Source organism: Schumannella luteola (assembly GCF_013408685.1).
Lineage (GTDB): Bacteria > Actinomycetota > Actinomycetes > Actinomycetales > Microbacteriaceae > Schumannella > Schumannella luteola.
This window is the reverse complement of the sequence record NZ_JACBZY010000001.1, coordinates 1,973,044-1,999,799: the sequence shown is the minus strand read 5'-3', so window position 1 is coordinate 1,999,799 and position 26,756 is coordinate 1,973,044. Positions and strand designations below refer to the sequence as shown.

Genomic DNA, 26,756 nt, shown 5'->3' with positions numbered 1-26,756 from the left:
TCGTCGTCTCGGCCTCGCCCCTGTCGCGTCCGACCGTCGCGCTCGCCGTCGTCTCGACCGCCATCGTCACGCTCGCCGTCGCGTCACCGCCGATCCGCGCATCCCGGAGCCTCCGCATGAACAGTCCCGCCCTCTCCATCACCTCGGCCGTGCCCGATCCGGCCCTGCTCGACCTGCCCTGGAACCTGCCGCTCGCCGACTGGCCGACCGAGCACATCGCCGCGCTGCCGAAGGGCATCTCGCGCCACCTGGTGCGCTTCGTGCACCTCGCCGGCCACGTCATCGCCGTCAAGGAGACGACCAGCGAGCTGGCGCGGCAGGAGTACGACATGCTGCGCACCCTGCAGCGCCTCGACGTGCCCTGCGTCGAGCCGGTCGCCGTGATCTCGAACCGCACCGACGCCGGTGGCGAGCCACTCGCGCCCGTGCTCATCACCCGGCACCTGCGCTTCTCGCTGCCCTACCGCGCGCTCTACTCGCAGACGCTGCGCGCCGAGACCGGCACGCGGCTCGTCGACGCTCTCGCCGTGCTGCTCGTGCGCCTGCACATCGCCGGCTTCTTCTGGGGCGACGTCTCGCTGTCGAACACGCTGTTCCGGCGCGATGCGGGCGCCTTCGCCGCCTACCTGGTGGATGCCGAGACCGGCAAGCTCTACGACGGCGGCCTGTCGAACGGCCAGCGTGAGAACGACCTCGAGATCGCCCGCGTCAACATCGCCGGCGAGCTGCTCGACCTGCAGACCGGCGGGCGGCTCGGCGAGGATCTCGATCCCGTCGAGGTCGCCGACGGCATCGTCGCGGCCTACCGCACGCTGTGGGCCGAGCTGACCGGCGCCGAGTCATTCCCCTCGTCGGAGCGCTGGCGCATCAGCGAGCGCGTCGAGCGCCTCAACGCGCTGGGCTTCGACATCGAGGAGCTGTCGATCCAGCAGGACGACACCGGCGACGGCACCCGCGTGCGCATCCAGCCGAAAGTCGTGGATGCCGGGCACCACTCCCGCCGCCTGCTGCGCCTGACGGGTCTCGACGCGGGCGAGAACCAGGCTCGCCGGCTGCTCAACGACCTCGACGCCTACCGGGCGATCGGCGACCGCGCGCAGCAGGACGAGGAGATGATCGCCCACGAGTGGCTTGTCAAAGTCTTCGAGCCGATCGTGCGGGCGATCCCCCGCGAGCTGCGCGGCAAACTCGAGCCGGCGGAGGTCTTCCACCAGCTGCTCGAGCACCGCTGGCATCTCTCGGAGGAGACCGGCCGCCCCGTTCCCGTCGCCGAGGCGCTCACCGACTACATCGACACCGTGCTGCGCCACCGTCGCGACGAGGTGACCGTGGTGGGTCCGCCGACCGCGATGCTCACGGCTCCCCTCGCTCTCGGCGAGGAGGAGCAGGAGGAGGACTGGCGCAAGAACGTCTGAGCGCCGCCCGCGACCTCAGCCCGGTGCGTCGCCCGGCGCGACTGCGGGCACAGCCCGCGGGCGCACCAGCTCGATGAAGCGGCTCAGCTCGGCGACGCCCTCGGGCTTCCACGGCAGGTGGTCGATGAGCTTCGGCGAGTAGACGAGACGTGCCGCCCACTGCGCGCGCGAGATCGCGACATTGAGGCGATTGCGCGAGAGCAGGAAGTCGAGTCCGCGCGGGGCGTCGTCGGGGCTGGATGCCGCGAGCGAGACGAGTGCGACGACCGCCTCCTGCCCCTGGAACTTGTCGACAGTGCCGACACGCACCCGCTCGAGCCCCGCCGCGTCGAGCGTCGCCCGGATCAGCTCGACCTGCGCGTTGTAGGGCGAGACGACGATCACGTCGTGCTCGGCGAGCGGATCGTCGGCGCGACCGCTCTGCTCGTCGGTCCAGCGCGCGCCGAGGTGCTCGCGCACGAGTCGGAGGATCTCGTCCGCCTCCTCGACGCTCGCCGTCGCGTTGCCGGCGTGCTCGACCGGGAGTGCGGCGAAGCCCGCCTCGATGCCGTCGAGGTGACGATCCGCGGTCGACGGATGCGAGCGCAGCTTCCCCGCGTAGGCGAGGCGCGACACCGGGGCGGTGACCGCCGCATCCATGCGCCGGCTCGCGGCGAGGAAGTAGCCGAAGCGGTCGGGCAGCACTTCGGCGCCGGCGCTGATCGCACCGAGAGCGGAGGCGTCGATCGGGGCCGGGTGGATGCCCTGGCTCACCTGCGGCAGCTGCTGCGGGTCGCCGAGCAGCAGCAGGCTGCGGGCCGACTGCGCCACGGCGATCGTGTTGGCGAGCGAGAACTGACCCGCCTCGTCGATCACGAGCAGATCGAGCTCGCGGCGGCCGACGCGGGTCGGGTTGACCAGGTCCCACGCCGTGCCGCCGAGCACGGCGCCACGGCGGGCGGCCCGATGCTCGGCGAGGAACGCGGCCTGCGCTCCCGTCGCGCTGAGCGCTGTGAACGAGAGCTCGCCGGCGGGCGCTCCCGACTGCGGCTTCTTGCCGACCTGCGCGGGATCGACCCCGGCCCGCACGACGCCGTCGAGCACGTTCTCGACCACGCGGTGCGACTGCGCCACGACGCCGACCAGCCAGCCGCGGCCGACGAGATCGGCGATGGCGTGGGCGGCCAGATAGGTCTTGCCGGTGCCGGGAGGGCCCTGCACGGCGAGGTAGGAGTCGTCGAGACCGAGCAGCGAGGCGACGAGCGCGCGCGGACCGTCATCGTCGTCGTTCATCGGCTCGCGCGCGCTTCCGTCCCGGAATCGGGGTGGACGCCGCAGCAGCACGTCGCTCGCCGCATCCGCCGGCCAGTCGTCGCCCTCGGCGACGACGGCGGATCCCCATTCCTCGATCGCGGCCCGGTGTCCCTCGGTGGTCGGCGGCCGGCCCGGCGCGAGCGCGATCGGCAGGGCATCCCACGGCGTCGCATCCACGGGCAGCAGCTCGGTGACGACGACCGAGCCGTCGTCGTCGAGGCTCTCGATGCGCACGTCGCGATCGAGGGCGTGCCGCGGATCGCGGTCGGGTCGGCTCAGCACGGCGGGGCGGTAGATCGCGAACGACTCCCCCGGCCGCGGCGTGCTGCCCGGAGCCCAGACGCCGTGCAGTCGCAGCATCCGCCGGGCGGATCGCTGGCGGCCGGCCGGCTCGGTCCAGTCCTGCTCGACCACGCTGCGATCCGGATCGACCTCGAAGACGTCACGTGTGCCCATCCAGTCGGCGGGGTCGCTCTCGAGACGGGCGAAGTGCGCCCACCAGAAGCTCTTGGCCTCACGCCGGTGGTAGTCGACCGCAGCGGCGGCGAGGCGGTTGGCCGCGGCGCCCCCGGCATCGTCGGCCTCGACGCGGCGTTCGGCGCGGTCGAGCAGCGCCGGGGTCAGCGGGTCGACGCGAAAGGTGCGCTCGGAGTCGGGCAGCTCGCGCGCACCTCCCGTGCCCGGCTCGTAGCCGAGCTCACGCGCCTGGGCGATGAGCCAGTCGCGCAGCCGCCGGGTCGAGACGCAGTCGTAGCGGTTGTAGTCGAGGATGTCGGCGAGGATGCGGTCGGCCTCGACCTCGTCGCCGTCCTCGGCGGCCGCGCGGCTCAGCGCGTACTGGATGACCGAGTCGCCCGCATTCGTGACGCCGTCGTCGCGGCGCAGCTCGTCGCCCATGTACAGCGGCTCGAGCTTCTTGATCGAGTACGAGCGGCTCGCGACGCGCACCGACCGCTTCACGACCGGGTACAGGTCGACGAGCACGCCGTCGCGCAGCAGCTCGTCGACGATCGCCTCGCCCTCGCCGTGGCGCGCCGCGATCGCCGCGAGGTGGGTGCGCTCATAGCTGGCGTAGTGGTAGATGTGCAGGCCGGGATTCGCCTGTCGCCGCAGCTGCACGTCGGCGAGGAAGTCGCGCAGCGCGAGCCGCTCCTGTTCGAGATCGTGCGCGAGGTAGCTCGTGAACTGCTCGCTCTCGTCGATGTAGCCGAAGAGGTAGTCGAGACCCCAGACAGAGCTCGCGCCGTCGGGCGCGAGCTGCTGGAACATCGGGTCACCCTCGAAGTCGAAGTAGATGTCGCCCGGATCGGGCCGCGGCAGCTCGGCGACCGCCTGCGGAGCGAACATGCGGAACGCGGGAACGGCATGCGGATCGGCGTCGGCCGGCACGGCCGCCTGCAGTGCGGCCTGCGCCTGCAGCGCACGGTAGGTGCCGGTCGGCACGGTGCCGCCGGCGGGCTGCTCCGCCGCGGCGGCCAGCTCGTCGATCGTGCGGATGCCGACGTCGTTGAGCTTCGTGCGCTGCGTCGCGCGCAGCCCGGCGACGAGGAACAGATCGCGGTGCGCTTCGACCTCGGCGGCGCACACGGCGCAGCGCCCCTCGGCGGCGTAGCGCGCATCTCCCCACTCGACGACGCCGGCCTCGGCGCGGTGCTCGCGGATCAGATGGTGCAGCCGCTCGCGCCGCAGCTCGAAGACGGGGCGGATGTCGTCGATGCGGTGCACGCTGGAGCGCCCGTCGCCGAGGATCAGCTCGACTTCGTCGTCGACGGGGATGCCGAGCCGCTCGAGCTGCTCGTGGTAGGCGGCGAGCTGCAGCAGGGCCGTGACCTTCGCCGACCGGGCGAGCTTCGAGTCCTGCACGCGGTAGCGGCCGTCGCTCTGCCGCGCGAGGAAGTCGGCGAAGCCGAGGAAGGGCAGGGCGGGATCGGTCTCGTCGAAGAACACGGCCTGATAGACGAAGCCGCGCCCCTCCCGCAGCGCCGCGGTAGTCGCCTCCGCGAGTCGACGCAGCTCGTCGGGGTCGCGCGCGTCCGTCGGGCGCGGCAGGGTGACGACGTCCGAACCGGGCGCCGCGCGCAGCTGCTCGACGATCCGCTCCTCGTGGCGGTCGCCGAGCCGGGCGGCGCGCTCGAGCATCGCATCCTCGACGACCTCGATCCCGTCGAGCCGGCCGAGCTTGAGATCGAGGGTGCGCAGGAAGGCGAACTCGCACTCGCTCGCGAGTTTGAGATCGCTGGCGCTCGTGACGAGCGCGTCGTTCAGGAGGTACACGGCGCCTTCCGGTTCGGGATGCCGCTCACGCTACGACGCGCCGCCGACATGAGGCGTGCTCGTCTCGCCGCCGCGGCCATCACCGCCGCCATCGGGCTCATCCGCGGTGCCGTCCGACCCCTCCCCCGCGAACGGCGGAATGCTCGGGCACTCGCGCCGGAAGGAGTCGGCATCGATCAGTGCGGTCAGGGTGTCAGCGCGATCCTCGACCTGCGACCAGGCCCACGGCGAGCGCTGCCAGCGCACCGCCTTCCACCAGAAGCAGTCCGCATCGAGGGCGCCGACCTCGTGGGCGAACCAGCCGACCAGGAACATCATCGACCCCGAGGCCTGCACCCGGTACTCGACCGCGGCCCTCTCGACCGCCGCTGTCTCATCCGACACCATCACGACCACCGCCCGTGGCCGGCGAGCGTCTCGAGCGCGCGGACGAAGTCCGACGAGACCCGCGACCCGGGCAGCACCCGCTCGATCTGGGCGAGCGCCGTGCGCGCGTCGAGTCGATCGATCGGATCCCCCGCGCCCATGCCGAGCCGCATCGAGTACGCGGCCGCGACAGCGACCGTGCGGCTGCGCGCCTCGACGCAGTGCACAGCCACGGTGCGTCCCTCGGCGCGCAGCGCTGCGATGGTGTCGGCGGCATCCGCCAGCGTGAACACCGTGTTGAGATTCGCGCCGTCACGATCGATCAGCCAGAACTCCACGGTGGGATGCGCGGTCTCCGCCCGACCGACCCGGCTGAGCGAGACGACCGCATCCACGGTGCCGGGCAGGTGACTCAGCCCCGCCTGCGAAGCCAGCCACACGCCGGGATCGTGCGGGTGCCACGCCCCGACGTCGCGGTACCCGTCGACCGGAACGCGGTCAGCGAGGGGCCAGCCGACGCCGTCGACCTCGCCGCCGCGACTCGCGAGCACCGCGAGCTCGACCAGATCGCGCACACGCAGGCCCGGCCAGCCGTTGAGCCGGCGTCGCCACTCGGCCGGGAACGCCGACGCTCCGTGCACCGCTCCGATGAGCTGCCCGGCGATCGCCGCGACCGTGTCGGTGTCGCGGCCTCCGCGCACCGCCCGCTCGAGCGCATCCACCGCGTCGCTGCCGTGGTGGATCGCCGACCACGCCGCCTGCAGCGCCTGCACGACCCAGCCGTTCTGCTCGAAGTCGCGCGGCTGCCGTGTCTCGGCTTCGGCGATCAGATCGAGCCATCGAGCCCGCCGCCCTGCGGGGAGCTGGTCGAGGCCGACCCGGACGTCGGCCTCACCGGTGAGCACGGCATGACGGATGGCGGCGGTCCAGAGCACGCAGGCGTCGCCGGCGTCGTGCTCCCAGTGGGTGAGCTCGCTGACCCGGCGCGCCGCGACCGCGAGCGCCGCATCCTCGCCGGCGGCGCCGGAGAGGAAGGCGAGCGCGACGGGCCCGGTGCGCATGAGCGAGCCGTTGCCGCCCGAGCGTCCCCGCCGACGGTGCAGCTCTTCGGCGGCGGAACGCGCCGCGGCCTCGGTCGGGTGCGGGGTGTCGGCGAGAACCGCGCGGATCTGGATGCCCACGTCACGCGCGGTGCGAGCCCAGGTGCGCCACTGGCCGACGATCTCGTCGAGGGTTCGGGCATCGTCGAAGCGTCGGCCGGATGCGGCGGCCTGCAGCAGCGGGATCGCCATGGCGGTGTCGTCGGTCCACTCCCCGACCGCCCACCCCATCGAGTTCGGGCCGCTGCCCATCCGCACCTCGGCCGCGTCGTCGAGCGGGGGCCCGAACTCGTAGCCGGCGCCGAGCGCGTCGCCGCAGGCCTGGCCGACGATCACGCCGACAGCGCGATCCGTCCCACCGCGCTCGGCGATGCGGCGCGGCAGCCGGGCGGGTGGCGCCGGCTCGACCGCAGCCGAGCCGCCGTCCGCGCTGACGCTTCCGCCATCGCCGCCGATCCCCAGCGCCGCGCGCGCCGCCGTGTACTTCGCGGCGAGCCGCTCCCGCGTGGCCGGATCGAGTCGGGCGACACGGTCGGGCGCCGTGTTGTCGTCGATGTCGGCGAGCTTCACGGCTCGCGCGATCGGATGCTGACGGATGCGGGCGTAGTACTCGTCGGGCGTCGTGCCCGCGTCGCGCGTCAGCAGCAGCACCGCGGCGATCGTCTCCCGGCGGATGCCGGCGTCGCGCAGCAGCGCCGGCGTCCACGCGCTGTCTTCGATCACATCGTGCAGCAGCGCGGCGACGTGCTCGGTCGACTGCGCGATCGGATCGAAGCGCGCCGCGACCCGCGTCGGATGCGCGATGTAGGGCTCGCCGAGCTTGTCCGTCTGACCCGCGTGCGCCTGCCGGGCGATCGCCTCGGCCCAGGCCTTCTGCTGGCGCGCGAGCCGACGCGCGGCCGCCGTGCCGGGTGCGGGCGCCGACGGCTCGTCGATCGGGGCGGTCGCGTGCGCCGTGTCGACGCCACCGGGCGCGTCGTCCCAGGGCGCCATCCCGCCGCACGTCCGCGGCCGGGCCAGGGCGCGCGCCTCCTTCCACGCGAGGTCGCTGTCACCCTGCTCGCGGGCCCAGTCCTCGAAGTCGTCGTGGTGGAAACCGCTCTCGTCGTCGGCCGGCGGGGTGAAGATCCGAGGCCGGATGCGCACCTCCAGCCGCTCGGGCAGGTAGACGAAGCCGATCAGCTCGTCGCCGGGCTCCGGAAGTCCGGGCAGCGCCTCGAGCGCCTGCGTCCGCGTCCAGATGACGTGCTTGCCCGTCGCAGGGCGGCGCAGCGCCTCCCAGTCGTCGTCGACGTCGGCCCAGTCCGAGCCCGTCCAGCGGAGCACGCCGTCTCCCTCACCCCTGCGCGACCAGACCCCGAGCAGCAGCTCCGCGTCGGTCGTCGCCTGCACCAGGTATTCGCTTCTCATGCGGCACCCCTTCCCTTTTGCGCGCTATCGCGCAAATACAGGATGACACGAGCCGCCGACATTTGCGCGCACCCGCGTAAACTCCAGGCATGGTGTACCGAGATCACGCGAACAACACGCTGGAGGACTACCCGCGCCCCTCCGTCGCGGTCGACACCGCGGTGCTCACCCTCGACGACGCCGGCGAGCTCGCGGTTCTCCTCGTGCGCGACTCCCACGACCAGGGGCTGCGGCTTCCCGGCACCTTCCTGCACCCGGGCGAGACCCTGTCCGACGCCGTGCAGCGCTCCCTCGTGATCAAGACCGGGCTCTCGCCCACGGCGGCCCGCCACATCGCCCCACGCCAGCTGCGCGTCTTCGACGCCCCCGACCGCGACCCGCGCGGCTGGGTGCTCTCGGTCGCGCATCTCGCCGCCGCGCCCCGTGCGGAGCTCGAGGTGGATGCGGACCGCGTCGCGATCACGCCGGTCACCGAGGTCGGCGATCCGCTCTATCAGCACCGGGCCATCATCGACCTCGCCGTCGCCGAGCTGCGCGAGCGCTACCGCGAGGCGCCCGACCCGGTCGGCTTCGCGCCCGCGATCACGACGCTGAGGGCTCTGCACGCGGTCCACTCCGCGATCGCCGGCATCGCTCTCCCCCGCGACGCCTTCCGCCGAACGATGGAGCCGCTGCTCGCGTCGACCGGCGAGCTCGAGCGCGGCGGCGTCGGCAAGCCCGCACGCCTCTTCCGCCGCACCTGACGAGCGCCGTCACTCCGGACCAGCGCTACTCCACCTCGAGAACGCCGCCGCGCCCCGAATGAGGGCTGCCCGATCCGACAGCCGTCGCGCAGACTCGATCCGGTGAGCGATCTTCAGCAGCGCGTGCCCGGTCAGTCCCTGATCGAGAAGCTGCTGAGCGAATGGGATGCGGGGCGCATCCGCCTCGATCCGACCACCGGTCGCGTCGAGATCGCGGACGCCTCGATCAGCTGGTTCCAGGGTGTGCTCGGCGAGCGCGTGTCGGGCCGGCTGCTGAATCAGATCGCCGTGCACCCCGGGGTCACGGTGCTGCACTCCGTCCCGTTCGGAAGCCGCAGCTCCGACATCGACCACGTCGTCATCACGGCAGCCGGGGTGTTCGTGATCAACACGAAGCACCACGAAGGCGCCTCGGTGTGGGCGGGCGGCTGGGGTGTCAAGGTCAACAACTACTCGCAGAAGTCGTACATCCCGAGCCTCGTCGACCACGCGCGCCGAACGGAAGAGCGACTGTCACGGGCGGCCGGGTTCGCCGTGCCCGTCATCGGCGTGCTCTGCCTGGTCGGCGTCCACCCCGCGGAGTTCCGCCAGACGGCGGCGCCGGGCGATGCGACGACTCCCCCGCTGGCGGTGACGACGGTCGAACGGCTGCTGCACGACATCACCGCCCGCCGCCGCGAGATGAGCGATGAGCAGCTGGATCGCGTCACCCAGGCCGCCTTGCTGCCGGAGACCTGGCATGACGCCCCGTCGGCCTCGCGCCCGGGCGCTCACCTCGGCGCCGAGTTCGACGCGCTCTACGCCGAGATCGGCGGAGCCGTGCTGATCCGGCGCGCCGAGCTGAAGCAGGAAGGTCGCGAGCGCGCGGCGGTCGCGCGCGAGACCGCCCGCGTTGGCGCGGGACGGGGCGGCTCGCGGCCTCCGGCTCGGAGCGGGCCGCCGCCTCGACGCGCTTCAGAGCGCGGGATTCCGCGCCCCGAGCCGGCCACCGCCGCCGTCCCGCTCACCCCCGAGACCACCTGGACGCAGGGTGCCGCGGGTCTCGCCCTCTGGCCGCTGCTGTTCGTCGCGGCGCGAGGCATCACCAGCGCGGTGGAGGCGATCGGAGTCGACTCGGTCATCTCGACGCTGGGGTTGGTCGCCCTCTGGCTGCTGCTCGCCGCGAGCCCGGTCCTGTTCGCCGTCGCGGATCTCCGCCAGCTGAGGGATCGGGGCATCGATCTCCGCAGCGGCGCGAACGCCCTCGTGCTGCTCGGCCCGCTCGCCCACCTGATCTCGCGTCACGTGCGACTGCACCGACGAGGTCGCACCGGCGCCGGCGCGCTGATCGCTCACCTCGTAGGCGGGGTCGTCGCCGTGCCGATCCTGCTCGGCATGTGGATGGCGAGCACGTTCGCGTTCTGACCGTGCGCCGACGTGCGGCGTCCGATCCGATGCGCTCGACGATCGCCGAGCGCATCGAATCCGCTCAGCGCTCCGCGCGCAGCTTCGCGATCTCGTAGAGGGTGACCGAGGTGGCGATGCCCGCGTTGAGCGACTCGGTGGCTGCGCTGATCGGGATCGACACGATCGCGTCGCACTTCTCGGTGATGAGACGCGAGAGGCCTTTGCCCTCGCTGCCGGTCACGACGAGCAGCGGACGGTTCGCGAGCTCGAGCCCGGGCAGCGACACGTCGCCGTCGCCGTCGAGGCCGATCACGAAGACACCGCGGTCCTTGATGGAGTCGATCGTCTGCGCCAGGTTCGAGGCGAGGGCGACGGGGATGCGCGCCGCGGCCCCGGCGGAGGTCTTCCACGCCGAGGCGGTCACGCCGACGCTGCGGCGCTGCGGCACGATGACGCCCTGACCGCCGAACGCGGCGACCGAGCGGATGATCGCACCGAGGTTGCGCGGGTCGGTCACGCCGTCGAGGGCGACGAACAGCGGGTTCTTGTCGCTCTCGATGACGTCGTCGACGAGGTCGAGCGGGTGCGCGTACTGGTACGGCGGCACGGCGAGCGCGATGCCCTGGTGCACGGCGTCGTGGCCGGCCTTGCGGTCGAGCTCGGGTCGCATGACCTCGACGAGGGGGATGCCGCGCTTGGTGGCGAGCGCGATCGACTCCTTGACCCGGTCATCCATCTCGATGCGGGTCGCGATGTAGAGCGTCGTCGCCGGCACCTTGGTGCGCAGCGCCTCCAGCACCGAGTTGCGCCCGGTCAGCAGCTCGCTGTCGTCGTCGCGCTTCGGCGTGCGGCGGCGGGCCGGCGCTGCGGCGTCGCCCGTCTTGCCGCCCTTGCCGTGCCGCGCGCGGGCTGCCTCGAGGCGGTCCTGCGCGAGCTTGCGCTTGCCGGCGACGTGCCAGCTGCGGTCCTCGGCTTTCGGCGTCGGCCCCTTGCCCTCGAGGGCTCGGCGCCCGTTGCCGCCGGTACCCGCGGTGGGGCCCTTCTTGCCGCCCTTGCGTGCGCCGCCCGGGCGCCCCGGCTTTCCGCTCATGTGATGCTCCACTGCGCCCCGTCGGGCGTGTCCTCGATGGTGATGCCGGCCGCGGTGAGCTCCTCGCGGATGCGGTCGGCGGTGGCGTAGTCCTTGGCCGCTCGTGCAGCGGCGCGGTCGCCGAGAAGTCGTTCGACCAGCGCGCCGAGCGCGGTGTCGCCGCCGCCCGTCGCCTCCGGCCACTGGCTGGGGTGCACTCCGAGCACCTCGGTCATCGCGGTGACCTCGCCGTGGATGCGCGCGACGGCATCCACGTCATCGGCGTCAAGGGCGATGTTGCCGGCGCGCACGCGCTCGTGCAGCACGCCGAGCGCCTGCGGCACGCCGAGGTCGTCGTCCATCGCGGCTGCGAACTCCTCGGGCACGATGCCGACGCCCGAGCCCGCCCAGCGGGTGCCGGCGGTGCGGCGCTCGGCGCGCTCGAGGAAGGTCTCGATGCGGTCGACCGCGGCCTCGGCCTCGGCCAGGGAGCCGTCGTGGTAGTCGATCGTCGAGCGGTAGTGCGCGCTCGCCAGGTAGTAGCGGATCGCGATGCCGCGCGCCGATCCGAGGAACTCGGCGGCGTAGATCGAGTTGCCGAGCGACTTCGACATCTTCTGGCCCTCGATCGCGACGAGCCCGTTGTGCACCCAGTAGCTCGCGAAGGCGTCGCCCGCGGCGGTCGACTGGGCGAGCTCGTTCTCGTGGTGCGGGAAGCGCAGGTCGAGCCCGCCGCCGTGGATGTCGAAGGCGGTTCCGAGGTAGCGGCGCGACATGGCCGAGCACTCGATGTGCCAGCCGGGCCGCCCGTCACCCCAGGGCGAGGCCCAGGATGCCGACGCCGGCTCCTCGGCCTTGCGGCCCTTCCAGAGCGCGAAGTCGCGGGCGTCGCGCTTGCCGCGCGTCTCCGCATCCGCCGACTCGCTCATGTCGTCGATGCTCTGGCGGGTCAGCGCGCCGTAGCCGCTCCAGCTGCGCACGTCGAAGTAGACGTCGCCCGAGTCGTCGTCGGCCGGGTAGGCGTGACCGCGCTCGATCAGCTCGTCGATGAGCTGCTGCATGCCGGGGATGCTCGCGGTCGCCCGCGGCTCGTAGGTCGGGGGCAGGATGCCGAGAGCCGAGTACGCGGCCGTGAACTCGAGCTCGATGCGGTACGCCAGCGCCCACCACGGCTCGTGCTCGGTCGCGCCCGCGAGCACCTTGTCGTCGATGTCGGTGACGTTGCGCACCAGGGTCACCGCGTAGCCGCGGTAGCTGAGCCAGCGCCGCCACAGGTCGTAGACGAGAGCGCTGCGCAGGTGACCGACGTGCGGCGACGACTGCACGGTGGGGCCGCAGACGTACATGCCGACCTCACCGTCGCGGAGCGGCACGAAGTCGCGCACAGCCTGGGCCCGGCTGTCGTAGAGGCGCACTGTCACCCGGGGAGTCTACCGGCGGGGATGCGCGCGCCCGGGCGCGTGACGCGACGGCGGGCGCCGCGGTGGGCGCTGGCGGTCAGCTGCTCAGCAGCGCCGTCGCGATGCAGGCGATCCCCTCGCCGCGGCCGGTCATGCCGAGGCCGTCGGCGGTCGTCGCCGAGACGCTCACCGGCGCGCCGACCAGTTCGCCGATGCGCCGCTCGAGCTCGCCCCGGCGCGCGCCGATGCGGGGCCGGTTCGCGGTGATCTGCAGCGCGACGTTGATGACGGAGAAGCCCGCGCCGGTCACCAGAGCGAGCGTCTCGCGCACGAAGACCTCGCTGCGCGCATCCCGGAACCGCTCGTCAGCCGCGCCGAAGCGCGTGCCGAGATCGCCGAGCCCCGCCGCCGAGAGCAGGGCGTCGCAGACCGCGTGCAGCGCCGCATCCCCGTCGCTGTGGCCCTTCAGCCCCGGCTCGTCGGGCCAGTAGAGGCCGCCGAACCAGAGCGGCGACTCCTCGTCGTAGGCGTGCACGTCGAGGCCGATGCCGGTGCGGATGCCGCGGCTCACGCCGAGCACGTTCTCGGCCCGGCGCAGATCCCAGGGGGTCGTGATCTTGAAGGCGCGCGCGTCGCCTTCGACCGTGACGACCTCGCCGCCGTCGGCCGAGAAGAGGGCGGCGTCGTCGGTGTGCTCGGCTGCGGCGACCGCGTAGGCGTGGTCGAGCGCGGCGCGCGGGAAGCCCTGCGGCGTCTGCACGTGCACGAGATCGCTGCGATCGACCGTGCCGGCGACGACGCCGTCGGCGACCCGCTTGACCGTGTCGGTGACCGGCAGGGCCGGGATGACGCCGCGACCGGTCGAGCGCACCTGGCGCACGACCCGGTCGAACAGCTCGGCCGGCGCGAGTGCGCGCGCGGCGTCGTGCACGAGCACGGTGTCGACGCCGGGGAGCACGACCGCGAGGCCCGCCGCGACCGACGACTGACGACTCGCGCCGCCCTCGACGATCGTGACCGATCCGGCGGCCGGCCCGGCGGCGCGCAGCGCGATCGACTTCGCCGAGGCGAGCTTCGCGGCCGGGGCGACGACGATCACCTGCGCCGGGGTCGAGGAGTCGAAGACGGCATCGAGACTGCGCTCGAGGATGGTCACCCCGCGCACCTCGACGAAAGCCTTCGGCTCGGCCTGGCCGAGGCGGGTGCCGGATCCGGCGGCGACGACGATGACGGCGAGGGTGGGCTGATCGGTCACGGGGTCTCCCTCAGGGGATCTCGGGCGCGATGGATGGTGACATGACGATGCGGTGGGCGGATCTCATCCGCCCACCGCATCCATCACGATTCAGGCTGTTCTGGCGAACCAGAGCGAGCTCAGGAGGCGAGCACCTCGTCGAGCACCGTCGAGGCCTTCTCCTCGTCGGTCTTCTCGGCGAGCGCGAGCTCGGAGACGAGGATCTGGCGCGCCTTCGCGAGCATGCGCTTCTCGCCGGCCGAGAGGCCGCGATCCTGGTCGCGACGCCACAGGTCGCGCACGACCTCGGAGACCTTGATCACATCGCCCGAGGCGAGCTTCTCGAGGTTGGCCTTGTAGCGACGGCTCCAGTTGGTGGGCTCTTCGGTGAACGGCGCACGCAGCACCTCGAACACCTTGTCGAGCCCCTCCTTGCCGATCACGTCGCGAACGCCGACCAGGTCGACGTTCTCGGCCGGGACCTCGATCGTGAGGTCGCCCTGCGTGACGTTGAGCTTCAGATAGAGCTTCTCTTCGCCACGGACCTTCCTGGTCTTCACTTCGGTGATGGTTGCAGCGCCGTGATGGGGGTAAACGACAGTCTCGCCGACCTCGAAGAGCATGGAGTTTTTCCTTCCGCAGACTGGCTATCCTAACACAGCTGCCCCTCAGTTAGGGGTGCCTAACCCCGGGCCCCTCGAGGGCCCCGATATGCTGTCTCTCGCCCCGTCGAGCGACATCTGGAGAGTTCTGTTGAAGGCACGCGCGCTGGCATCCATCGCCCTCCTCGGAGGCCTCGCCGTCGGCCTCGCCGGCTGCAACTTCGTGACGCCCCAGGCGACCACGAACCACTACGACCCGTCGGATGGCGTGAGCGGCAACGTCGGCCAGGTCGACCTGCGCAACGCGGTCGCGATCGTGAACGACGAGGGCGACGCGAACCTCGTGCTCACCGCCGTCAACCGCTCCGACGACGACATCGACCTGCGCGTGCAGTACGAGTCGGACGGCGACAAGCAGAACGTCACGGTCAAGCTCAAGCCGGGCGCGAACAACGTCGGCTACGGCAAGAAGGGCCAGAAGCTGCTCGAGGACTTCGATCCGAAGGCCGGCGCGCTCGCCCAGCTCTACTTCGTCTACGGCAACCAGGAGGGCCTGCAGCTCGGCGTCCCCGTGCTCGACACGACCTTCGCCGAGTACGCCGAGCACGGCCCCACCGCGAAGCCGAGCCCCTCGGTCTCGCCCAGCGGCACCCCGTCGGGCACCCCCTCGGGCGAGGCGTCGACCCCGGCCGACGGCACCGAGCCGAGCGGCACCCCCAGCGGCGAGGCGTCGCAGCCCGCCACGAACGGCTGAGCCCCGCCGCCCGCGGCCACAGACACGCGAAGGGCCGGACATCCGCGAGGATGTCCGGCCCTTCGTCGTTCCGGCTGCGATCCCGGGTCCGACGCCGCAGCGTCGGACCCGGAGACCGGCCTACGCCTCGAAGCGGTAGCCGAGACCGCGCACCGTCACGAGCAGCGTGGGCTGCGACGGGTCCTGCTCGATCTTCGAGCGGATGCGCTTCACGTGCACGTCGAGCGTCTTGGTGTCGCCGTAGTAGTCGGCGCCCCAGACGCGATCGATCAGCTGGCCGCGGGTGAGCACGCGTCCCGCGTTGCGCATGAGCAGCTCGAGCAGCTCGAACTCCTTCAGCGGCATCGCGACCTCGTTGCCGTCGACCGTCACGACGTGACGCTCGACATCCATGCGCACCGGGCCCGACTCGAGAACGGCGTCATCCACGTCGACGGCCTCGACGCGGCGACGCAGCACGGCGCGGATGCGGGCCAGCAGCTCGCGCGAGGAGTACGGCTTGGTGACGTAGTCGTCGGCGCCGAGCTCGAGCCCCACCACGATGTCGACCTCGGAGTCCTTGGCCGTCAGCATGATGATCGGCACGTTCGAGGTCGTGCGCAGCTCACGGCAGACCTCCGTGCCGGGCAGGCCCGGCAGCATGAGATCGAGCAGCACGAGGTCGGCGCCACCGCGCTCGAACAGCTGCAGGGCCGAGCGCCCGTCGGCCGCCACAGCGGTCTCGTAGCCTTCGCGGCGCAGCAGGTAATCGAGGGGCTCGCTGAGCGATTCCTCGTCTTCGACGATCAGGATGCGGGTCATCCCGTAGCTCCCGTGGGGACGGCGGAGGCCTCGACGGCCTCCGGCAGGCGGATGGTGAAAGTCGAGCCGTTGCCCGGCTGCGACCAGAGACGCACGTCGCCGCCATGGTTCTGGGCGACGTGCTTGACGATGGAGAGGCCGAGGCCCGTGCCGCCGGTGTTGCGGGCGCGGGCGGCGTCGACGCGGTAGAAGCGCTCGAAGACGCGGTCGCGATCGGCGGCCGGGATGCCGACACCCTGATCGGTCACGGCGATCTCGATGACACCGTCGGTCAGCGTGACGCCGATGCCGACGCGCGAGTGCTCGGGCGAGTACTGGATGGCGTTCGCGACGAGGTTGTTCAGCGCGGTCGACAGCATGGCCGAGTCGCCGAGCACGAGCGCGTGGCGGCGCTTGCCGGCCACCAGCTCGATGTCCTTCGCCTCCGCGGCGACGCGGTGGTGATCGATCGACTGGCGCACGAGGTGGTCGACATCCACCAGCTCCGCCTTCTCGAGGGCATCGCCCGACTGGAGCCGGCTGAGCTGGATGATCTCGGACGTGATCTTCGCCAGACGCTCGGCCTCGGCGCTGAGCCGGGCGGCGAAGCGGCGCACGGCATCCGGTTCGTCGGCGGCCGACTCGAGCGCTTCGGCCAGCAGGCCGACGGCGCCGATCGGCGTCTTCAGCTCGTGACTGACGTTCGCGAGGAAGTCGCGGCGCACCTCCTCGAGGCGGTGCGCCTCGGTGCGGTCGTCGCCGAGCAGCAGCACATAGCGGGCGCCGAGGCGCGAGACGCGCACGATGAGGTGCAGCGACTGCTCCCCCAGGCGGCTGCGCGTGAGATGCAGCTCGTCGCTCGCGGGGAGCCCGTCGCGGCGCACCTTGTCGACGATGTCGAGCAGCTCGGGGTGCACGAGGTGGTCGTTGAAGACGAGGTTCGTGGCGAGGGCTCGCGGCGAGGCCGACACGACGTTGTTGCTCGGGTCGACGACGATGCCGACCGAGTCGAGCGACTCGATGAGCGCATCCACCCCGTCGGGCACCCGCGGGGTGAGCACCTCGCGCGCCCGGTCGCCGCGGCGGGCAGCCAGCACGAGCAGAGTCGTCGCGCCGACGCCGATGACCACGCCGAACCCGAGGGCGGCGGGCACGAGCCAGGCCGCGTCCATAGCCCCTACATTAGGCTGGCCGCCAGCTGTTCCCCGCAGCGCATCCCGACGTTCCGGGGTCGTTCACCCCGAAGTTCAGGGGATCGTCACCGGTCGTTAACCTGACAGCGCGACCGTAGTGCCGCGGCGGGGATCGGTCTGCCGTGACAACGAGAGGACGCAGCAGATGCGTGAGGTTTTCCAGCAGGAACTGCGTGATGTGCAGGACCGTCTGGTCGAGATCGCCGGCCTCGTCGCCGAGGCGATCGACAACGCGACGACCGCGTTCAACGAGTCGAACGTCGCCCTGGCCGAGTCGGTCATCGCCGATGACAGCAAGATCGACGCCGCCGCCAACGAGCTCGACGAGCTCGCGATCGAGATCCTGGCGCGCCAGAACCCGGTCGCCCGCGACCTGCGCATCGTCGTGAGCGCGCTGCGCATCAGCGCCTCGCTCGAGCGCATGGGCGACATCGCCCGCCACATCGCGCAGCTCGCGCGCTACCGCTTCCCCGAGAAGGTGGTTCCGAAGAGCCTGCGCCCGACCTTCAAGAGCATGGGCGAGCTCGACGTGCAGATCGCCCGCAAGCTCACCGAGCTGCTCGAGACGCAGGACGTGGACATCGCGGAGCACATCCGCAACGAGGACGACAAGGTCGACGAGCTGCACCTCAGCGTCTTCGACCAGGTTCTCGCCGAGACCTGGAGCGGCGGCGCGTCCGACACCGTCGACGCCACGCTGGCCTCGCGCTACCACGAGCGCTTCGCCGACCACGCGGTCTCGATCGCCAAGAAGGTGCAGTACCTGGCGACCGGCGACTGGACTCCGGCCGACGAGGACTGAGTCCTCCCCCGGCGCCGCACGGCGCCCGACGCTCACGAGGGCGGTCATCCTGCGGGATGGCCGCCCTCGGTCGTTCGCGGCGCGGTCGCCGGCGCGGATGCGTTCGTGCTCGCTGGCCCTGGCGCTGTCGCGGACGCCGGTGCGACCTAGGCTGAGCAGATGGCCTCGGTCGCGATCCTCGTCAACGGACTCCCCGGCTCGGGCAAGTCGTCGCTCGCCCGTCAGCTCGGCGGCATCCTCGGAGCCCCGGTGCTGGCGAAGGACGCGCTGAAGGAGAGCTTCGGCGAGCTGCTGCCCGACGGCGACTCCGCGCGACTGGGCGGCATCGCGATGGACACGCTCTGGCGGCTCGCCGCCGAGACCGAGGGCGGCGTCATCGTCGATGCGGTGCTCGACCGCAGCCGCGATCTCGAGTTCGCCCGCCGCGGTCTCGAGGTCGCCGGCTCGCCGCGCACGGTCGAGCTGTGGTGCGAGGTGCCCGTCGAGGTCGCCCGCGAGCGCTTCGCGGCACGTCAGCCGTCGCGAGCGGGCGTGCACCGCGACTGGGATGCGGCTTTCGAGGCGTTCCAGCCGCTCGCCCTCGGTCCGGTCGTGCGCGTCGACACGAGCGGCCCCGTGGAGTTCGAGGCGCTCGTGCTGGAGCTCGGCTCGCACTTCCTGTGACGCGCATCCCGTGACGCTGCCGCGGTCGGACCGATCCCGTCCGCGCGCCTAGGCTCGATCCCATGGCTGCCGGCGCGACGATCCACACCTTCGATCTCACGATCTCCGACGTGGATCGGGGCGTCTACGAGTCGGTCAGCCTGCGCGCCGCACGCCACCCCTCGGAGACCGAGCAGTTCCTCGTGACACGAGTGCTCGCCTACGCGCTCGAGTACGTCGAGGGCATCGCCTTCAGCGAGGGCATCTCGACCACGAAGAACGAGCCGGCGGTGCTCGTGCGCGACGCGACCGGCTCGATCACCGGGTGGATCGAGATCGGCGGCCCGGATGCGGAGCGCCTTCACTTCGGCAGCAAGCTCGCCGACCGCACCGTCGTCTACACGCACCGCGATCCGGCGAAGGTCGCCGCGCTCTGGGCGGGCAAGAAGATCCACCGCGGCGAGGAGATCGAGCTGCGCAGCTTCGACCCCGGCTTCGTCGACGACGTCGCGGGCGCGCTCGGCCGCCGCAGCGAGCTGACGGTGTCGCTGATCGAGTCGCGCGTCTACGTCGAGCTCGACGGCCGGAGCTTCTCGAGCGAGCTGCACTCGCAGCCCGCGCTGTAGCCGAGCGGCGATCCGGGTCAGATCAGCGGGAACTGCGCGATCAGGCGCCAGACGGGCCCGCCGTCGGCGTGCGGGTCGCGCTCGAGCAGCGCCACCGCATCCAGCTCGACCCGCTCGCCGCGATCGAGACGATCTCCGTCGACCGCGGTGACGTGCGGTCGGAAGCCGGCGCCGGCGTGCCGGGCGTCGACGAGCGACACCCCGAGCGGACGCAGCTGCTGGATGAGCGCCCGGTGCACCGCATCCAGCTCGCCGGTCTCATCGTCGAGCAGGGTCACCTCGACGTCGTGCGCGTCGCCGAAGAGCTCGTCGTCGCCGGCCTCGACCTCGAGCGGCGCGAAGGCGGCGAGGGCCGCCTCGATGCCGGCCTCGAGCTGGCCCTGGTCGGCGTGGGTGTCGCCGGGCCCGAGCAGGGTCACGTGCAGCGGCAGCGTGCCCGGCTCGAACTCGGCGTCGAGGGCGACGTCGTCGAGGAAGGCCGCGACGAGGAATCGCATGGAGTCGTGTCGCTCCGGCTTACTTCTTGCCCTGGTTGGCGACCGCGGCGGCACCGGCGGCCGCGGCCTCCGGGTCGAGGTAGCGGCCCGGGCCCGTGGGGCGGAAGTCGTCGTCGAGCTCGTAGACGAGCGGGATGCCGGTCGGGATGTTGAGCTCGGCGATCTCGGCGTCGCTCACGCCGTCGAGGTGCTTGACGAGCGCACGCAGGCTGTTGCCGTGGGCGGTGACGAGCACCGTCTTGCCCTCGCCGAGGTCCTTCGTGATGTCGCTCTCCCAGTAGGGCAGCAGGCGGTCGATCACGAGCTTGAGGCTCTCGGTGCGGGGCAGCTCGCTGTCGGCGAGGTCGGCGTAGCGCTCGTCGCCCACCTGCGACCACTCGGCGTCATCGGCGAGCGCCGGCGGCGGGGTGTCGAAGCTGCGGCGCCAGATCTGGAACTGCTCGGGGCCGTACTTCTCGAGGGTCTCGGCCTTGTCGAGGCCCTGCAGCGCACCGTAGTGGCGCTCGTTGAGGCGCCAGTCGCGCTTGACCGGGATCCACAGGCGGTCGGCGACCTCGAGGGCGAGGTTCGCGGTCTGGATCGCGCGGGTCAGCAGGCTCGTGTAGAGCACCTGCGGCTTCAGGCCCGACTCGGCGAGCAGCTCGCCCGCGCGCTTGGCCTCGGCGATGCCCTGCTCGCTGAGCCGCACATCCACCCACCCGGTGAACAGGTTCTTCTGGTTCCAGTCGGAGTTGCCGTGGCGCAGGAGGATGAGCGTGCTCGTCATGGTGCTCAGCCTAGCGACGGGCGGTGACGACGGAGGACGTCGCATCGGCTGCCGCACGCCTCCGCGGCCCGCCGCCGGTACTGTGCTCGGGTGGCGAGCGGAGCGCGGGGCGAACGCGTCGAGGGACGCGTGACGCGCGGCACCACGAACACGAACCGCCTGCGCCGCATCGATCGCTGGATCGCCGTGCAGCCGGTGCTGCGGCAGACAGCGGATCCGCTCGTGGTCGACCTCGGCTACGGTGCCTCGGCCACGACTCCCCTCGAGCTGCACGAGCGGCTGACCCGCGTGCGCCCCGACGTCGAGGTGGTCGGCGTCGAGATCGAGCCCGAGCGCGTGCGCATCGCGAGCGAGCGAGCTCGCCCGGGCGTGAGCTTCCGGCTGGGCGGCTTCGAGACGCCCACGCCGGGCGGACGCCCCGCGGCCGTCATCCGCGCCTTCAACGTGCTGCGGCAGTACGACGAGCACGAGGTGCCGGCGGCGTGGGGGCGGATGCTCGCGCGCCTGCAGCCCGACGGACTGCTGGTCGAGGGCACCTGCGACGAGATCGGGCGGGTGTGCAGCTGGGTCGCGCTCGGACCGGAGGGTCCGCGCACGCTGACGGTGTCGCTGCGACTCGCCGAGCTCGAGGAGCCGTCGATCGTGGCGGAGCGGCTGCCGAAGGCGCTCATCCACCGCAACGTCGCCGGCGAGCGCGTGCACGACTTCGTGGCCGCGCTCGATCGGGAGTGGGCCCGCGCGGCGCCGCTGTCGGCCTATGGTCCGAGTCAGCGCTGGATCGCCGTCGCCGAGGGGATGCGCGCCGTCGGCTGGCCGGTTCGCGACGGTCGCGCGCGCTGGCGGCTGGGTGAGCTCACGGTCGACTGGGATGCGGTCGCGCCCGGCGAGGGCCCGGGGACGAGGGCGCGCTGAGCTGTCCGGTCGAGCGTCGACGACGCGCGACGGCCGGCGTCAGCTCTTCGCGGCGAGCCCGTCGCGGCGCACTCGCTGAGCTAAGTTCGGCTCTATGGAGTTGCTGTTCCAGCTGGTGATCTCGCTGCCGTTCATCATGATCCTGCTGTGGGTGCTCTACCTCGTGATCCGCGGCGCGATCCGGGTGGCGCTGCGGGAGCACCGCGCCGCGATCGCGGCCGAGCGTGACGCCCTGCTGGCGGGCCGGGAGGCCCAGCTGCGGGCGACCGAGGCGCGACTCGCGGGGCTAGAGGCCCGCCTCGCCGCCGGCGGGGCGGCGGCGGCTCCGGCTCCCGCTCCAGCGGCTCCGGCGGCTCCGCCTGCGAGCGCAGCCGCCCCGCCTATCCCCGGCGAGATTCACCCCGATGTCACCGGCCGGGGCGAGGATGCCCGCATGAGCGGATACGACGTCGACTTCCTGGCCCAGCCCGTCCCCCTCCCGACCCCGGCCGAGGGCCGCGAGCTGACGCCGCTCGACTCGACGCACTTCTCGATCGGCTTCGACACCCACCGCAAGCTGGCGGCGTTCACGGCGGTCAACATCGACGGGGCGAAGCTCGTCGACCTGGGGCGCGGCGACGACTGGCACCTCGACGGCCGCATCCCCGACGATCAGCAGACCGGGCCCGAGGTCTACGCCCGCAACGACCTCGACCGGGGTCATCTCGTGCGCCGCCGCGACCCGGTGTGGGGTGACGCGGCGGCCGCGAAGAAGGCGAACGTCGACACCTTCGCCTACACGAACGCGGCACCGCAGTCGTCAGCCTTCAACCAGAAGCCCGAGCTGTGGCTCGGCCTCGAGGACTACGTGCTCGAGGCGACCGAGGGCAGCGACGCGCGGGTGAGCGTGTTCACCGGCCCCGTCTTCGCCTCCGACGATCCGCTCTATCGCGGCACGCACATCCCCCAGCGGTTCTGGAAGGTCGCGGCCTGGGTCGTCGACGGCGAACTGCGCGCGACCGGGTACGTGCTCGACCAGACGGCGCTCGTCGCGAAGTACCGCCGTGGCGACGACGCCCGCGAGGTCGCGGCCGGCGACCCGGACCTCGGCGCCTTCCGCACGTTCCAGGTGCCGATCGACGACGTCGCGAGCCTCACGGCGCTGGGGTTCGGCCCGCTGATCGCGGCCGACCGGATGACCCGCGCGACGCTCGGCCCGGAGGACCGCTGGCTCGAGCTCGACTCCCCCGCCGCGCTGCGGTTCTGACGCCACGCCGGGCGCGCGGCGCGCCGAACGACAGGCGAGCTCAGATCTCCGGCAGCAGGGCGCGCGCGTCATCCGCCGAGGTCCCGGCCCCGGTGAGCAGATCGACGACGAGCGGCCGCAGCAGGATGACGATGGTCGCCTCCGGCGCCGTCGCATTCGTCGACACGACGGCCGGGTCCAGTCGGCCGGCGAGAGTCGCGAGGCGGTTCCGGGTCGCGTCGAGGTCGGGAGCGCCCGCGGTTCCGCCGGCCGTTCCGCCGGCCGTTCCGCCGGCGCGCGGGTCGAGGCCGCGACCCAGATCGCCGAGAACCGACTGCACCTCGGCGACGAGCTCCGCGAGCTCCGGGCGGGCGACTCCGTCACGACTCAGATACTCGGTGCGGCGGGCGATCACCCGCAGGTGACGGGCGGCGAGGTCGGCGGTGCGATGCGCGGTCTGCTGCCGACGCAGCTCGGGCAGGTGCCGGCGCAGCAGCGGGGCGATGCGCGCGACCGCGATCGCGCTCTCGAGCGAGCTCGCCCACGCATCCACCATCGGCTGGGTGCGGCGCAGCCGCGTCAGCGCCAGCGACGCCGCCGCCGCGTCGCCCTCGGCGAGCGAGCCCGCGATCGATCCGCTCGACTCGCTGAGCACGGCGTAGAGCACCCGCCCCTCGCGGCGGGCCGCACCACGCGGGTCACGGGGCACGAGCGCGGTCACGAGCAGCGCCATCGCGGCGCCGATCAGCGCGTCGAGCGTGCGGGTGAAGGGCCCGCCGACCGGGGCGGGCAGCAGCATGACGAGGGCCGATTGGATGGCGGCGGCGATCGCGAACCCCGGCGAGGGCGACGCGGCGCGCGCCACGAACAGCGTCACCGTGAGCACGACCACCAGCTGCCAGAGCCCGCGCCCCGCGATCAGCACGAGCAGATCGGCGAGCGCGATGCCGATGAGCATGCCGACGATCGTCTCGACGAGCAGGCGCGGCCGGGCGTCACGCGCGAGCCCGAGTGCGCTCAGCGTGAAGGTGACCGAGAGCAGCGGCGTCACGTGGCCGATCGCGAAGTGCGCGATCGCGTAGGCGGCGGTGACGGCGGCGACGATCTGCAGGATCGCGGGCGCCGAGTCGGTGACGCGCCGCCCGACCGCGAGCACGTCGAGGCGGCGGCGCAGGCGGCGCTCGATCGCGGCGGTCGCGCGGGATCGGGCCGTCGCCACCGCGGATCCGTCATCCGGTGCTGTCGCTGGTGACACCGTGCTGCGCCGTCGGTCGCTGCGGGTCGGGATCGCCGGGCCGCGGCCTAGCGGCGCACCGCGCCGAGACGAGGCAGCCGGGGCACGTCGGCGACAGCGCCGGCGTCGACGGGCACGATGACCTCCTGCGCGGCGGCGACCTCGCCGTCCTCGGCGAGCACGACCACGTCCCCCTCCGGAGCGGAGCGCTTGAGCACGGCGAGTGCGATCGGCCCGAGCTCGTGGTGCTGGGCGGACGCGGTGACACGGCCGACGACCGTCTCGGCGTCGCGCACCACCGCGCGCACCTCGTCGCCGGGGGTGACGACCACGTTCTGCGAGCCATCGAGGTGCAGCAGCACCAGGCGACGCGGCGGGTGACCGAGGTTGTGCACCTTGGCGACCGTCTCCTGACCGCGGTAGCAGCCCTTCGTGAGGTGCACGGCGCTGCGCAGCCAGTCGAGCTCGTGCGGCAGGGTCGTCGCGTCGAGCTCGGTCGCCGCACGCGGCCGCCAGACCTCGATGCGCAGCGCCTCGAGCGCGAGCGTGCCGGCGGCGGGCAGCTCGTCCAGCTCGGCGAGCGCGGCGCGCGGGATCACGGTCTCGCTGTAGTCCCAGCCGGATGCGGGATGCGCGCCCTGCGCGTACTGGTGCCCGCCCCGGGTGATCTCGGCCCAGGGGTCGCGCCACACCGCGACCGGGGAGCCGAGGCCGCGCAGCGGGTCGGCGCCGAAGCCGCCGAGCGTCGCGAAGTCGTCGGAGCGGTCGGCGACCTCGACCCGCAGCATGAAGCGCATCCGGTCGAGGAACGCCGCGAGCGCGGCACCCGACTCGCGGGTGTCGAGCAGCAGCCAGACGGTCTCGCCGTCGTCGACCACACGGGCGGCGTGCTCGACGCGTCCGCTCGGGTCGAGCAGCAGCGTCTCGGTGGACTCCCCCGGCGCGAGCGCCTTCAGGCTCTGCGAGGTCAGGGAGTCGAGCCACGACAGACGGTCGGGACCCGTGATCGTCAGCACCGCGCGGTCGGAGAGGTCGACGATCGCGTCGCCGGCGCGCAGCGGGCGCTGCTCGGCGATGGGGTTGCCATAGTGCTGCGGCGGGGCGCCGACGGCGCCGGGTCGCGCGGCGAAGGGGTCGACGTCAGTCAACGCGCGCCAGCCGTCCCGAGGCGTGGGTGCGCAGATCCTGGCCGAGCGCCGCGATGTCCCAGGCCCAGAGCAAGTGCCCGTCGACGAGACCGTAGAGGCGCGTCGCGGCGGCGTAGTCCTTGGCACCGGAGGTGCGCATGACCGCATCCGTCGCCAGGTCGATGCGCGGCCCCGCGATGGTGCCGAGGTAGACCTCGCTCACCCCACCGGGCTGCACGAGCGAGACCTCGATGTCGAACGACCCCTGTGCGTTGCGCAGCGTCTCGACCGACTCGGCCGACGTGAACGGCCGCTCGCCGATGCCCGGCAGCATGCCCGGCCCGACGTCCCCGTCGGTGCGGTCGCGCGCGAGACGCCAGTAGCCCGACTCGGTGTAGAGCGGCTGCGGCGCCGCATCCTCACCCTCGCCAGGAAGCCACACGTAGGAGGAGTAGTTCAGAACCGGCAGGCCGTCGTGCGTGAAGGCCACCCGCTGGCCGAACTCGTGCTCGCGCACCTCGTCGCCCACCTTGTAGGCGATGACCCCGGTGCCCTCCCAGACGCCGAGCAGCCACGAGAGAGGGCCGAGCTCGGCGGGGACGCCGGCGTCGATGTCGAACACGCTCAGCGCTGGCCGCGGAAGAGGTTGTAGAGCACGGTCACGGCGGTGAATCCGATGCCGAGGGTGGCCAGCGCCAGAAGCCCGATGTAGAAGAGTTCGAGAGCCAGCATGCGGTCAGTCTAACCGGGTGCCCGCACCCGCGCCGAGCCGTGCGGGCGGTGCGTCGCCGGGATCGACGGCCGCCGCACTCAGACCGAGAAGGTCAGCGAGACGGGATGCACGATCGCGAGCGCCCCGCTGATCGCGACCAGCACGATCAACACGCCGACGACGCTCACGCCGAGCCGGGTGACGAGCCCCTCGCGACGCCCCACTGCGAGCTGGATCGCGAAGGCGACCAGCAGGCTGAGGGCCGCGACGACGGGGATCCAGGTGAGCCACGCGGCCCCCGAGACGAGGGCGACCGCGAGGCCCGCGCCGAGCGCGACGACCCAGACGGGCACGGCGCTGACGAGGACGCGGGACATGAGGCCATCGTAGGGGGCAATAGAATCGGCACCCTGGCGGAACCCGGAGGACGCGTGGCGCAGCTGTTGATCCTGACCCCGACCATCGACGGCGATGTCCTGCCCGCACTCGGGCTGCTGTCGCACCGCGTGCGGCAGATCCCCGCCGACCCCGCCGCGCTCGTGACGGCTCCCGATGCCGAGGTGCTGTTCGTCGACGCGCGTCGCGACCTCGCCGCGGCCAAGGCGCTGTGCAAGGTGCTCGACCAGGCCGGAGCCGGGGCGCCCGTGATCCTCGTGCTGACCGAAGGCGGCCTGACCGCGGTCTCGGTCGACTGGGGCGTCGACGACGTCGTGCTCGCCGACGCCGGGCCGGCCGAGGTGGATGCGCGCATCCGCCTCGCCATCGGCCGCGCCGCACAGGAGTCGACCGGCTCGAAGATCCACGCCTCGGGCGTCGTGATCGACGAGGCCAGCTACTCGGCGAAGGTGCACGGCAAACCACTCGACCTCACCTTCAAGGAGTTCGAGCTGCTGCGCTTCCTCGCGACGCACCCCTCGCGCGTCTTCACCCGCGAGCAGCTGCTCAGCGAGGTCTGGGGTTACGACTACTTCGGCGGAACGCGCACGGTCGACGTGCACGTGCGGCGCCTGCGCGCGAAGCTCGGCGACCTCGACTCGCTCATCGGCACCGTGCGCAACGTCGGCTACCGCTTCAACTTCGACGAGGACGACGCCGCCGCCGCCGCCGCGCGCGCCGGCGTCGACACCGACGAGAGCTCCCCCGCCGCGAACGGCGTCTGACCGGTTCACCTCCCGTTAACGCGGCCCGGTGGCA

General features: G+C 72.4%; 25 protein-coding genes. 10 read left to right on the top strand and 15 right to left on the bottom strand.

Going from position 1 to position 26,756, the window contains the following annotated elements; genetic code table 11:
• Nucleotides 1–116 precede the first annotated feature (116 nt).
• Nucleotides 117–1,415: a DUF4032 domain-containing protein gene (locus BJ979_RS08915; RefSeq protein WP_179567158.1), complete on the top strand. Its 1,299-nt coding sequence runs from the start codon at nucleotides 117–119 to the stop codon at nucleotides 1,413–1,415.
• 15 nt (nucleotides 1,416–1,430) lie between these two features.
• Here BJ979_RS08915 and BJ979_RS08910 read toward each other — a convergent pair whose 3' ends face one another.
• The 3 genes from BJ979_RS08910 to BJ979_RS17615 are packed head-to-tail and all read right to left on the bottom strand — an operon-like array spanning nucleotide 1,431 to nucleotide 7,858.
• Nucleotides 1,431–4,982 carry a TM0106 family RecB-like putative nuclease gene (locus tag BJ979_RS08910; protein WP_179567156.1) on the bottom strand — a complete coding sequence of 1,184 codons (3,552 nt, stop codon included), beginning with the start codon at nucleotides 4,980–4,982 and terminating at the stop codon, nucleotides 1,431–1,433.
• Between the two features lie 30 nt (nucleotides 4,983–5,012).
• On the bottom strand, nucleotides 5,013–5,369 hold the full coding sequence (locus BJ979_RS08905) for a hypothetical protein (protein ID WP_179567154.1): 357 nt from the start codon (nucleotides 5,367–5,369) through the stop codon (nucleotides 5,013–5,015).
• Nucleotides 5,369–7,858 carry an ADP-ribosylglycohydrolase family protein gene (locus BJ979_RS17615; protein WP_246286734.1) on the bottom strand — a complete coding sequence of 830 codons (2,490 nt, stop codon included), beginning with the start codon at nucleotides 7,856–7,858 and terminating at the stop codon, nucleotides 5,369–5,371. The genes BJ979_RS08905 and BJ979_RS17615 overlap by 1 nt, the downstream gene beginning before the upstream one ends.
• A gap of 89 nt (nucleotides 7,859–7,947) precedes the next feature.
• Between BJ979_RS17615 and BJ979_RS08895 the strand changes: the two genes are divergently transcribed.
• Together BJ979_RS08895 and BJ979_RS08890 are read left to right on the top strand one after the other, a co-directional pair.
• Nucleotides 7,948–8,601 (top strand): NUDIX hydrolase, encoded by a 654-nt coding sequence (locus tag BJ979_RS08895; protein WP_179567152.1) that lies wholly within the window; start codon nucleotides 7,948–7,950, stop codon nucleotides 8,599–8,601.
• Between the two features lie 102 nt (nucleotides 8,602–8,703).
• The gene (locus tag BJ979_RS08890) at nucleotides 8,704–10,005 is read left to right on the top strand and encodes an NERD domain-containing protein (protein ID WP_179567150.1); all 1,302 of its coding nucleotides are present in this window, start codon (nucleotides 8,704–8,706) and stop codon (nucleotides 10,003–10,005) included.
• A 64-nt stretch (nucleotides 10,006–10,069) separates the two neighbouring features.
• Here BJ979_RS08890 and rlmB read toward each other — a convergent pair whose 3' ends face one another.
• The 4 genes from rlmB to BJ979_RS08870 all read right to left on the bottom strand — a co-directional run bounded on the left by rlmB (nucleotide 10,070) and on the right by BJ979_RS08870 (nucleotide 14,313).
• Nucleotides 10,070–11,077: a 23S rRNA (guanosine(2251)-2'-O)-methyltransferase RlmB gene (gene rlmB / locus BJ979_RS08885; protein ID WP_179567148.1), complete on the bottom strand. Its 1,008-nt coding sequence runs from the start codon at nucleotides 11,075–11,077 to the stop codon at nucleotides 10,070–10,072.
• The gene (gene cysS / locus BJ979_RS08880) at nucleotides 11,074–12,477 is read right to left on the bottom strand and encodes a cysteine--tRNA ligase (protein WP_179567146.1); all 1,404 of its coding nucleotides are present in this window, start codon (nucleotides 12,475–12,477) and stop codon (nucleotides 11,074–11,076) included. The genes rlmB and cysS overlap by 4 nt, the downstream gene beginning before the upstream one ends.
• A 76-nt stretch (nucleotides 12,478–12,553) precedes the next feature.
• Nucleotides 12,554–13,711, bottom strand: a complete 1,158-nt coding sequence (gene ispD, locus BJ979_RS08875) for a 2-C-methyl-D-erythritol 4-phosphate cytidylyltransferase (RefSeq protein ID WP_179567144.1) — start codon at nucleotides 13,709–13,711, stop codon at nucleotides 12,554–12,556.
• A gap of 119 nt (nucleotides 13,712–13,830) precedes the next feature.
• Entirely contained in the window at nucleotides 13,831–14,313 is a 483-nt protein-coding gene (locus tag BJ979_RS08870; protein WP_141162900.1) for a CarD family transcriptional regulator, read from the bottom strand.
• An 88-nt stretch (nucleotides 14,314–14,401) separates the two neighbouring features.
• Between BJ979_RS08870 and BJ979_RS08865 the strand changes: the two genes are divergently transcribed.
• On the top strand, nucleotides 14,402–15,046 hold the full coding sequence (locus tag BJ979_RS08865) for a hypothetical protein (RefSeq protein WP_179567142.1): 645 nt from the start codon (nucleotides 14,402–14,404) through the stop codon (nucleotides 15,044–15,046).
• A 120-nt stretch (nucleotides 15,047–15,166) separates the two neighbouring features.
• Here BJ979_RS08865 and BJ979_RS08860 read toward each other — a convergent pair whose 3' ends face one another.
• Both BJ979_RS08860 and BJ979_RS08855 read right to left on the bottom strand, forming a co-directional pair.
• Entirely contained in the window at nucleotides 15,167–15,847 is a 681-nt protein-coding gene (locus BJ979_RS08860; protein ID WP_179567140.1) for a response regulator transcription factor, read from the bottom strand.
• Nucleotides 15,844–16,998, bottom strand: a complete 1,155-nt coding sequence (locus BJ979_RS08855; protein WP_179567138.1) for a sensor histidine kinase — start codon at nucleotides 16,996–16,998, stop codon at nucleotides 15,844–15,846. The genes BJ979_RS08860 and BJ979_RS08855 overlap by 4 nt, the downstream gene beginning before the upstream one ends.
• Before the next feature lie 166 nt (nucleotides 16,999–17,164).
• Between BJ979_RS08855 and phoU the strand changes: the two genes are divergently transcribed.
• The 3 genes from phoU (at nucleotide 17,165) to BJ979_RS08840 (ending at nucleotide 19,089) form a co-directional block, all read left to right on the top strand.
• The gene (gene phoU / locus BJ979_RS08850) at nucleotides 17,165–17,821 is read left to right on the top strand and encodes a phosphate signaling complex protein PhoU (RefSeq protein ID WP_179567136.1); all 657 of its coding nucleotides are present in this window, start codon (nucleotides 17,165–17,167) and stop codon (nucleotides 17,819–17,821) included.
• 159 nt (nucleotides 17,822–17,980) lie between these two features.
• On the top strand, nucleotides 17,981–18,484 hold the full coding sequence (locus BJ979_RS08845; RefSeq protein ID WP_179567134.1) for a P-loop nucleotide/nucleoside kinase family protein: 504 nt from the start codon (nucleotides 17,981–17,983) through the stop codon (nucleotides 18,482–18,484).
• Nucleotides 18,485–18,546: 62 nt separating this feature from the next.
• A complete protein-coding gene (locus BJ979_RS08840) occupies nucleotides 18,547–19,089 on the top strand; it encodes a YaeQ family protein (RefSeq protein ID WP_179567132.1) in 543 nt (180 codons plus the stop codon).
• Nucleotides 19,090–19,106: 17 nt separating this feature from the next.
• Here BJ979_RS08840 and BJ979_RS08835 read toward each other — a convergent pair whose 3' ends face one another.
• Nucleotides 19,107–19,586 carry a 2'-5' RNA ligase family protein gene (locus BJ979_RS08835; RefSeq protein ID WP_179567130.1) on the bottom strand — a complete coding sequence of 160 codons (480 nt, stop codon included), beginning with the start codon at nucleotides 19,584–19,586 and terminating at the stop codon, nucleotides 19,107–19,109.
• A 19-nt stretch (nucleotides 19,587–19,605) separates the two neighbouring features.
• Nucleotides 19,606–20,352, bottom strand: coding sequence for a phosphoglyceromutase (locus BJ979_RS08830; RefSeq protein ID WP_179567129.1), 747 nt, complete (start codon nucleotides 20,350–20,352; stop codon nucleotides 19,606–19,608).
• Nucleotides 20,353–20,442: 90 nt separating this feature from the next.
• Between BJ979_RS08830 and BJ979_RS08825 the strand changes: the two genes are divergently transcribed.
• Nucleotides 20,443–21,264: a class I SAM-dependent methyltransferase gene (locus BJ979_RS08825; RefSeq protein WP_179567128.1), complete on the top strand. Its 822-nt coding sequence runs from the start codon at nucleotides 20,443–20,445 to the stop codon at nucleotides 21,262–21,264.
• 94 nt (nucleotides 21,265–21,358) lie between these two features.
• The gene (locus BJ979_RS08820) at nucleotides 21,359–22,510 is read left to right on the top strand and encodes a DNA/RNA non-specific endonuclease (RefSeq protein ID WP_246286732.1); all 1,152 of its coding nucleotides are present in this window, start codon (nucleotides 21,359–21,361) and stop codon (nucleotides 22,508–22,510) included.
• 40 nt (nucleotides 22,511–22,550) lie between these two features.
• Here BJ979_RS08820 and BJ979_RS08815 read toward each other — a convergent pair whose 3' ends face one another.
• From BJ979_RS08815 to BJ979_RS08800, 4 genes are all read right to left on the bottom strand, one after another.
• Nucleotides 22,551–23,708: an FUSC family protein gene (locus BJ979_RS08815; RefSeq protein WP_179567127.1), complete on the bottom strand. Its 1,158-nt coding sequence runs from the start codon at nucleotides 23,706–23,708 to the stop codon at nucleotides 22,551–22,553.
• 83 nt (nucleotides 23,709–23,791) lie between these two features.
• Nucleotides 23,792–24,871, bottom strand: a complete 1,080-nt coding sequence (ygfZ, locus tag BJ979_RS08810) for a CAF17-like 4Fe-4S cluster assembly/insertion protein YgfZ (protein WP_179567126.1) — start codon at nucleotides 24,869–24,871, stop codon at nucleotides 23,792–23,794.
• On the bottom strand, nucleotides 24,864–25,472 hold the full coding sequence (locus tag BJ979_RS08805) for a heme-binding beta-barrel domain-containing protein (RefSeq protein WP_141162887.1): 609 nt from the start codon (nucleotides 25,470–25,472) through the stop codon (nucleotides 24,864–24,866). Before BJ979_RS08805 ends, ygfZ begins: the two co-directional genes overlap by 8 nt.
• A gap of 188 nt (nucleotides 25,473–25,660) precedes the next feature.
• Entirely contained in the window at nucleotides 25,661–25,939 is a 279-nt protein-coding gene (locus BJ979_RS08800; RefSeq protein ID WP_179567125.1) for a hypothetical protein, read from the bottom strand.
• 54 nt (nucleotides 25,940–25,993) lie between these two features.
• Here BJ979_RS08800 and BJ979_RS08795 point away from each other — a divergent pair, with 54 nt between their 5' ends.
• The gene (locus tag BJ979_RS08795) at nucleotides 25,994–26,722 is read left to right on the top strand and encodes a response regulator transcription factor (RefSeq protein ID WP_179567124.1); all 729 of its coding nucleotides are present in this window, start codon (nucleotides 25,994–25,996) and stop codon (nucleotides 26,720–26,722) included.
• Nucleotides 26,723–26,756 lie beyond the last annotated feature (34 nt).